This window comes from Lutimaribacter marinistellae, assembly GCF_042648365.1.
Taxonomy (GTDB): Bacteria; Pseudomonadota; Alphaproteobacteria; order Rhodobacterales; family Rhodobacteraceae; genus Lutimaribacter_A; species Lutimaribacter_A marinistellae.
Genome location: NZ_JBHRXI010000016.1, coordinates 102,583 through 110,403 on the forward strand (window position 1 = coordinate 102,583; position 7,821 = coordinate 110,403).

Below are 7,821 nucleotides of genomic sequence, written 5' to 3' on the forward strand. Positions count from 1 at the left end.
GTGATGCACCATATCCATGCACGCCAAGCACTTACGCCAGACGGATGGGCATCGGATGTCACGATCGGTATCGATTGCGGTCGAATCGTTTCGGTCAACGCGAATGCCGCTCCCAAGGGTCCGGTGCATGAACTCCTCCTGCCCGCGCCCACCAACCTCCACAGTCACGCCTTTCAACGCGCTATGGCCGGGCTGACCGAAACCCGTGGCCCTGACCCGCGCGACAGCTTCTGGACCTGGCGGCAGTTGATGTACCGCTTTCTCGACCGGCTGACGCCCGACCATGTCGAGGCAATCGCGCAGCTGGTGTTCATGGAAATGCTCGAGGCCGGTTACGGCGCGGTGGCCGAGTTTCACTATCTCCACCACGCCCCCAGCGGTGTCCCTTATTCCGACCTTGCCGAGATGGCAGGACGCATCGCGCGGGCGGCGCAACAGACGGGTATCGGCCTCACCCTCCTGCCCGTTCTCTACACGCATGGCGGTTGCGACCGGCGCGCGCTTGAGGGCGGACAGCGGCGTTTCGGCAATGACATGGCGCGCTTTGCCGACCTGCATGCATCCAGCCGCGCGCACCTGGCCGACGCACCGCAGGATTACGCAATCGGCATCGCTCCGCACTCGCTGCGCGCAGTCGATCCCGATGCCTTGGACGAGGCTGTCGCCCTCTCCGATGGCCCAATACACATGCACCTTGCCGAACAGCTGCCCGAAGTCGAAGAGGTCAAGGCCGCACGCGGCGCGCGCCCCGTCGAATGGTTGCTCGACAATCACGCGGTCGATCCCCGCTGGTGCCTGATCCACTGCACCCAGATGACCGCGGACGAAACCCGCGCGCTGGCGCGCACCGGCGCGGTGGCAGGCCTCTGCCCGATCACGGAATCGAGCCTTGGCGACGGCATCTTCAACGGCACCGATTATGCGGCCGCCGGGGGCCGCTTCGGCGTCGGCTCCGACTCCAACATCCACATCGCCCTGTTCGAAGAGATGGCGACGCTCGACTATTCCCAGCGCCTGCGCGACCGCAGCCGCGCCGCGCTGGCCACCGCCGACCGGTCCACGGGCCGCGTGCTCTTCGACGCCGTGGCACAGGGCGGCGCGCAGGCCGCTGGCCGCGCGTCGGGCCGGATCGCAGCGGGCGCATGGGCCGATCTCGTGGCCCTGTCCACCGATAACGAATGGGTCTGCAACCGCCACGGCGACACCGCGCTTGACAGCCTTATCTTTACCGGGCGCGGACGCGATTGCGTCACCGATGTCTGGTCGGCAGGTCGTCACGTGGTAAGCCATGGCCGCCACCATGCTCGCGACCGGATAACCCGCGCCTATCGCAAGGTGATCGATGAACTTGGACAGGAGATTGGATGACCGCACAAAGGCAAGGCTGGCGCGAGATCCGCGACAGGATTCACGACCAGATCCTCTCGGGCCACTACGCGCCCGGCGACAAGCTCCCCCGTGACGCGGACCTCGCCAAGGAGATGGCATGCGCCCGTTCAACCGTGCAACGCGCCATGCAGGACCTGTCGGACGCGGGCATCATAGAACGCCGCCGCAAGGGCGGAACCCGCGTCCGCCCCGACCCGGTGACCCGCGCGGTGCTCGACATCCCCATCACCCGGCGCGAGGTCGAAGCCAAAGGCGCCCAATATGGCTATCAGCGCATCTCGCAGGCAACGGCCGTGCCGCCGCGCCCCGTCCTTGCCCGTCTGGGCCTCGCCGAGCCGCGCAAGATGCTGCGGGTCGAGGCGCTCCACCTCTCCGACGGCCAGCCCTACATGTTCGAGGATCGCTGGATCTGTCTCGAAACCGCGCCCGAGATCCGCAGCGTCGACCTCTCACGCAACAGCGCGAACGAATGGCTCGTCCTCAACAAGCCCTACAGCCGGTTCGAGGTGCGGCTTTACGCCGAAACCGCCGACCCGCGCATGGCGGACCATCTCGACACCAGGCCCGGCGCCGCGCTCTTCGTGCTCGAACGAACCACCTGGATCGAGGACGCGCCGATCACCCATGTCAAGGCAGTGACGGCGCCCGGCTACCAGATGATCACCCGTAGCTGAGGGTCGGTTGCGCAGGAAACGGGTCGATCCGCAGGTCCGTCACAGCCATGTTTTCAGGCAGTTCGCAGCCTGAAGGGAAACCGCCATGACCGTCCGCTTCACAGCCATCCCGACCGACCGGGCCACCGCGTTGCGACGCGGCGGGCCCGATGCCCATGGCCAGCGCCCCGAGCGCAAGGTCGCGACGAGTGAAGACATCCCCTGCCGCCACTGCATGAACCGGGTCACCGGGCCCTATCTTGTACTGGCTTACAGCCCCTTCACGACGACGCAGCCCTATGCTGAAACGGGGCCGATCTTCATTTGCGCCGATGATTGCCCCTCCGGCACGGTCGATGGCCAATTGCCCGGCTTTCTCACCTCGGACAGTTACATCACCCGCGGCTACGACGAAGACGAGCGCATCGTCTACGGAACCGGAGGGGTGACCGCTACGGGCGATATCCTTGCCCGGTGCCGCGAATTGCTCTCCGACCCCGGCATCGCCTTCGTGCATATCCGTTCCGCCTCGAACAACTGTTTCCATGTGAGGGCGGATCGCGCCGGGTGACTTTTCCGGCACAGACGGCACACTTCGGCAAAAAACCTGCGGAAAACGCTGACAACGGAAAGGTTTGGCAATACTCTAGCTGCAAAAAATTCGAGGCAACAACAGCGAGCGACGCCATGAAACCGAACACGGTCGGGCGTGAAGGCGGGAGAGATCCCCTGCCTTTCCCCCCTGCGTATCCAGATGTCGAAATCGGCTGCCCCGCGATGGGGGCGGTCCTTACCCTGGACGGCGAAATGCCGGCCGAACACCTGTTCCCAGGTGACCGGGTCATCACCCGCGATGCCGGCGCCGTGACGCTGAAAGACCTTCAGCGGGTCACGCTGCGCACAAGGGCCATCCGCTTGTCCTGCGGGCTCATCCTGCCCGCCGCGCAACCGGTTCTGCTGCGCGACTGGCGCGCCAAGGCGATGTTCAAGCGCCCACAGGCACGGGTCATGGCGGGCGATCTTGTGGATGGCGAATTCATCCGTGACCTCGGGCACCGCACGCTTGACCTGGTCCAGTTGCACTTCGACAGCCCGCATATCCTCTATTGCAACGGGGTCGAACTCTCCTCTGCTGCGCTGCCAGCCCGGATGCGCCCCGCCGCCTGATCAAGCTGCCGTAACACCGCTGGCAGGCTTTCGGGCAGATCCTCGGCGATCAGGCCCGGGCCGAATTGCAGCGCGCATTCGACATGCAGCCAGGCCGCCGTTGCCGCGGCCCCGAACGCGTCCGCGCCGCGCGCCATGAGGCCCGCGATGAACCCCGCCAGAACGTCGCCCGCCCCGGCGGTGGCAAGCCACGGTACCGAGCGCGCATAGCGCGCCGCATTCACGGCGCACATCCCGTCGGGCCGCGCAATCACCGTATCCGGCCCCTTGAGCAGCACAGTACAGCCTGCGCGCTCTGCCGCGGCCCGCGCGACATCCAGCCGCGACAGGGCCGGACCACGCGCCGGTTCTTCGGCAAGCTGTTTCGCCGGGTCGGGAAACAGACGCGCGAACTCTCCGCCATGCGGGGTCAGCACACAGCCCGGATGAAGCCGCGCGAACAATGCGTCGGGCGCATCGGCAAACGCGCTCAGCGCGTCGGCATCCAGCACCACGGCACGGCGCGTGCCTGCTTCCAGCGCCACGGGCACCAGCGAACGGGCCCGGTCGCGCCCCAGTCCCGGACCAAGACACAGTGCGTTGATCCGCTCATCCTCCAGCACTTTTGAGAAGGCTTCGGGACCGTCAACGCGGGTCAGCATCACGCCGGTGCTTTGCGCGGCCACTTCCAACTGCGCCGCGCCGGGCACGCCCAGCGTCACCAGCCCCGCCCCGATCCTGAGCGCCCCGCGCGCCGTCAACCGCGCAGCCCCCGTCCGGCCAGAGCCGCCCGACAGGACCAGCGCATGGCCATGCGAATATTTGTGCCCGTCCGCCGATTTCAGAACCGGCACCAGCGGCGCGTCCACCCTCACAGCCCGACGCGGACCTTCGCCCCTCAACCCGATCGAGGAACAGATCACCCGACCGCAATGTGCCGGTCCGTCTGCAAGGTAATGGCCCGGTCGCGGCGCGTGAAACGTGACCGTCACCGCGGCCGACACCGCCGAGCCCAAGACCCGCCCGCTATCCATGCACAGGCCGGTGGGCGCATCCACCGCCACGATCCTCTCTGGCGGCACCCCCGCCAGCGGCGCGACGACCCTTTCGCCGACCGGACGGCTCAACCCCGCGCCGAACACCGCGTCTACATAAAGATCGGCCTGCCCATCCAGCTTTGCGGGCCAGGGCTGTACCGCTCCCATCTCGCGCCATCGGTCGCAGTTTGCTTGCGCATCGCGGGGCAAACCTACGGCCTCGCCCAGAAGGTACAGTTCGACCTCGCAGCCGCGTTCGCGCAGCAGCCGCGCGATGACGAACCCATCGCCGCCATTGTTGCCCGGACCGCACAGCACGACCACCCGGAACGCCCCGCGCGCCAGCTGCGGCCACCCCTCTTCGACCGCCGCGACCACGGCCGCCCCGGCGCGCTCCATCAACTCGATCCCGCTGACCGCGCCACTGTCCATCGCGGCCGTTTCGATGGCCCGCATCTCGGCAGCGGTCAGCAGTTCCGTCGCCTTTTTCATCGCACCCGATTCAATTTCGCTCATTTTATGTGCATGTCGCCCAAAATTCGACCTGACGCCCGATTTCGGGCAGTGCTTCCCCGGACCGCTCCGCAATCCGATTGTCCGCCTCAGTCAGACATGGTCTCACCCCTTCTGACAAGGTTGCGAGGAGTCACCCGATGAAAAAGATCGAAGCGATCATCAAGCCCTTCAAACTCGACGAGGTGAAAGAGGCGCTGCAGGATGTCGGCGTCCAGGGCCTCAGCGTGATCGAGGTCAAGGGCTTCGGTCGCCAGAAGGGCCACACCGAACTCTACCGGGGTGCCGAATACGTGGTCGACTTCCTTCCCAAGGTAAAGATCGAGGTCGTTCTCGATGATGACCAGGTCGATGGCGCCATCGACGCGATCGTCGGCGCGGCCAAGACCGACAAGATCGGCGACGGCAAGATCTTTGTCTCGACCGTCGAACAAGCCATCCGCATCCGTACCGGCGAAACCGGTTCGGACGCGCTGTAACCGACACATTTCTCCAAGAAGAGGACTGAAGAGAATGAGCAATGACGTTCTGAAGCTGATCAAGGACGAGGATGCGGCCTATGTCGACATCCGCTTCACCGATCCGCGCGGCAAGCTGCAGCACGTGACCGTGATGTCAGATCAGGTCGACGAGGACTTCCTGGAAGAAGGTTTCATGTTCGATGGTTCCTCGATCGCCGGCTGGAAGTCGATCGAAGCCTCCGACATGAAGCTGATGCCCGACCTCGACAGTGCCTATGTCGATCCGTTCTATGCCGAAAAGACCATCTGCCTGCACTGCTCGGTCGTCGAACCCGACACCGGCGAAGCCTATGAGCGTGACCCGCGCGGCACCGCGCAAAAGGCCGAGGCCTACCTGAAATCCTCCGGCATCGGCGACTCTGCCTTCTTCGGCCCCGAGGCTGAATTCTTCCTGTTCGACGACGTCCGCTTCTCCAACTCGATCAACAAGGTCTCCTACGAGGTCGACGCGACCGACGCCTCGTGGAACACCGATACCGAGTACGAGATGGGCAACATGGGCCACCGTCCGGGCGTCAAGGGCGGCTACTTCCCGGTGAACCCGATCGACGAGGCACAGGACCTGCGCTCGGAAATGCTCTCGACGATGAAGCGTCTGGGCATGAAGGTCGACAAGCACCACCACGAGGTGGCGTCGTGCCAGCACGAGCTGGGCCTGATCTTCGACAGCCTGACCAAGCAGGCCGACGAATTGCAGAAATACAAGTACGTGATCCACAACGTGGCCCACGCCTACGGCAAATCCGCAACTTTCATGCCCAAGCCGATCGCCGGCGACAACGGCACTGGCATGCACGTGAACATGTCGATCTGGAAAGACGGCAAGCCGCTCTTTGCAGGCGACAAGTATGCCGACCTGTCGGACGAGGCGCTGTGGTTCATCGGCGGCATCCTCAAGCATGCCAAGACGCTGAACGCCTTCACCAACCCCTCGACCAACTCCTACAAGCGCCTGATCCCCGGCTTCGAAGCCCCCGTTCTGCGCGCCTACTCCGCGCGTAACCGCTCGGGCTGCGTGCGTATTCCGTGGACCGAAAGCCCCAAGGCAAAGCGCGTCGAGGCCCGCTTCCCCGACCCGTCGGCAAACCCCTACCTGGCTTTTGCCGCGCTGCTGATGGCCGGTCTCGACGGGATCAAGAACAAGATCGATCCGGGCGAGGCGATGGACAAGAACCTCTACGACCTGCCCGCCGAAGAGCTGGCCGGCATCCCGACCGTCTGCGGCTCGCTGCGCGAAGCGCTCGAGGCGCTGGCCGCCGATCACGACTTCCTGCTGCAGGGCGACGTGTTCACCAAGGACCAGATCGCCGGCTACATCGCATTGAAGATGGAAGAGGTGGAAACCTACGAGCACACGCCGCACCCGGTCGAGTACGGCATGTATTACAGCTGCTGATCGCCTGAAAAAGGTACCAGCGTGACGCGCCCCCGCGGGAAACCGCGGGGGCGTAGCCGTTCACGCCGGTCCTTCGGACACTCCCTGCCCAAGACCCAGCCGTTTGTAGCCCAGCAGGCAGATGATCTGCGTGGCGATATGCGCCCCCGCGATGGCTGTCGCGCCCGAGGTGTCATAGGGCGGCGACACCTCGACAACGTCCCCGCCCTTGATGTTCAGTCCCGCAATGTCGCGCAGGATGATCGCCGCCTGGATCGAGCTCAGCCCACCCCAGACCGGCGTGCCCGTACCGGGGGCGAATGCAGGGTCCAGCCCGTCGATATCGAAGCTCAGATAAACCGGGCGGTCGCCCATGATGGCCTTGATCTTCTGCGCCACCGCCGCCGGTCCCGCCTCGTAGACCTCGCGCGAGTCGATGATGTTGACGCCCAGCGTGTCCTCGTTCGTGGTGCGGATGCCCACCTGCACCGAGGTGGCCGGGTCCACGATCCCCGCCTTCACCGCCTTGTAGAACATGGTGCCGTGATCCACGCGCTCCATGTTGTCGTCCGGCCAGGTGTCGGTATGGGCGTCGAACTGCAACAGCGACATCGGACCGTATTTCTCGGCATAGGCCCGCAGGATCGGGAAACTGATGTAGTGATCCCCGCCCAGCGCCACGCTGGCGACGTCATGCTCCAGGATCCCGCGAATATGCTCGGTCAGCACGCCGGGAAAGGACGGCACATCGGCATAATCAAAGGCCAGGTCGCCATAATCCACGATCGCCAACTCGCTCAACGGCCGGAACGGCCAGCCATAGGGCTCGTCGGGCGATTGCAGCGTGCTTGCCTCGCGGATCGCACGCGGTCCCAGCCGCGTGCCGGGCCGGTTCGTCACCGCCTGGTCAAAGGGAATGCCGGTCACGGCGATATCAACCCCGGCCAGATCCTTGGTATAGAGCCGCCGCAGGAACGAGACCGCGCCGCCAAATGTGTTTTCATATGACAAGCCGCGCAATTCGCGGTCGGTGAACGCCTCGTCCACCTTGTGTTTCGCATCTTCCAGAGCCATTGCAGCCTCTCGTATCCGGATCCTTGGTGCCGCGCCCGGGCGGCGCGGGTGGGTGGGTGGGGCGACGCCCGGGCGCGCCTCAGACCACCGGTTGCGCCCGCTCGACAAGCCGG

8 protein-coding genes are annotated in these 7,821 nt (G+C 65.2%); 6 read left to right on the plus strand and 2 right to left on the minus strand.

What is annotated here, in order from left to right:
- The first annotated feature begins 3 nt into the window (after positions 1 to 3).
- The 4 genes from ACFORG_RS14610 to ACFORG_RS14625 all read left to right on the plus strand — a co-directional run bounded on the left by ACFORG_RS14610 (position 4) and on the right by ACFORG_RS14625 (position 3,209).
- A complete protein-coding gene (locus tag ACFORG_RS14610) occupies positions 4 to 1,368 on the plus strand; it encodes a formimidoylglutamate deiminase (protein WP_386736275.1) in 1,365 nt (454 codons plus the stop codon).
- Positions 1,365 to 2,063 (plus strand): GntR family transcriptional regulator, encoded by a 699-nt coding sequence (locus tag ACFORG_RS14615; RefSeq protein ID WP_386736276.1) that lies wholly within the window; start codon positions 1,365 to 1,367, stop codon positions 2,061 to 2,063. The genes ACFORG_RS14610 and ACFORG_RS14615 overlap by 4 nt, the downstream gene beginning before the upstream one ends.
- A gap of 85 nt (positions 2,064 to 2,148) precedes the next feature.
- Positions 2,149 to 2,613, plus strand: a complete 465-nt coding sequence (locus ACFORG_RS14620; protein ID WP_386736277.1) for a DUF1203 domain-containing protein — start codon at positions 2,149 to 2,151, stop codon at positions 2,611 to 2,613.
- A 116-nt stretch (positions 2,614 to 2,729) separates the two neighbouring features.
- The gene (locus ACFORG_RS14625; protein ID WP_386736278.1) at positions 2,730 to 3,209 is read left to right on the plus strand and encodes a Hint domain-containing protein; all 480 of its coding nucleotides are present in this window, start codon (positions 2,730 to 2,732) and stop codon (positions 3,207 to 3,209) included.
- Here the strand turns inward: ACFORG_RS14625 and ACFORG_RS14630 are convergent.
- A complete protein-coding gene (locus ACFORG_RS14630) occupies positions 3,146 to 4,741 on the minus strand; it encodes an NAD(P)H-hydrate dehydratase (protein ID WP_386736279.1) in 1,596 nt (531 codons plus the stop codon). The genes ACFORG_RS14625 and ACFORG_RS14630 overlap by 64 nt on opposite strands.
- A gap of 137 nt (positions 4,742 to 4,878) precedes the next feature.
- Here ACFORG_RS14630 and ACFORG_RS14635 point away from each other — a divergent pair, with 137 nt between their 5' ends.
- Both ACFORG_RS14635 and glnA read left to right on the plus strand, forming a co-directional pair.
- A complete protein-coding gene (locus ACFORG_RS14635; protein WP_386736280.1) occupies positions 4,879 to 5,217 on the plus strand; it encodes a P-II family nitrogen regulator in 339 nt (112 codons plus the stop codon).
- A 34-nt stretch (positions 5,218 to 5,251) separates the two neighbouring features.
- Complete coding sequence (gene glnA / locus ACFORG_RS14640; protein WP_386736281.1) at positions 5,252 to 6,655, plus strand: type I glutamate--ammonia ligase; 1,404 nt, start codon at positions 5,252 to 5,254, stop codon at positions 6,653 to 6,655.
- Between the two features lie 60 nt (positions 6,656 to 6,715).
- Here glnA and speB read toward each other — a convergent pair whose 3' ends face one another.
- The gene (gene speB, locus ACFORG_RS14645; RefSeq protein WP_386736614.1) at positions 6,716 to 7,708 is read right to left on the minus strand and encodes an agmatinase; all 993 of its coding nucleotides are present in this window, start codon (positions 7,706 to 7,708) and stop codon (positions 6,716 to 6,718) included.
- Positions 7,709 to 7,821: the final 113 nt, after the last annotated feature.

Excerpts from the sequence above, each read along its gene's own strand:
- ACFORG_RS14610 (WP_386736275.1), top strand. The coding sequence starts at position 4 with ATGCACCATATCCATGCACGCCAAGCACTTACGCCAGACGGATGGGCA.
- ACFORG_RS14615 (WP_386736276.1), top strand. The coding sequence starts at position 1,365 with ATGACCGCACAAAGGCAAGGCTGGCGCGAGATCCGCGACAGGATTCAC.
- ACFORG_RS14620 (WP_386736277.1), top strand. The coding sequence starts at position 2,149 with ATGACCGTCCGCTTCACAGCCATCCCGACCGACCGGGCCACCGCGTTG.
- ACFORG_RS14625 (WP_386736278.1), top strand. The coding sequence starts at position 2,730 with ATGAAACCGAACACGGTCGGGCGTGAAGGCGGGAGAGATCCCCTGCCT.
- ACFORG_RS14630 (WP_386736279.1), bottom strand. The coding sequence starts at position 4,741 with ATGAGCGAAATTGAATCGGGTGCGATGAAAAAGGCGACGGAACTGCTG.
- ACFORG_RS14635 (WP_386736280.1), top strand. The coding sequence starts at position 4,879 with ATGAAAAAGATCGAAGCGATCATCAAGCCCTTCAAACTCGACGAGGTG.
- glnA (WP_386736281.1), top strand. The coding sequence starts at position 5,252 with ATGAGCAATGACGTTCTGAAGCTGATCAAGGACGAGGATGCGGCCTAT.
- speB (WP_386736614.1), bottom strand. The coding sequence starts at position 7,708 with ATGGCTCTGGAAGATGCGAAACACAAGGTGGACGAGGCGTTCACCGAC.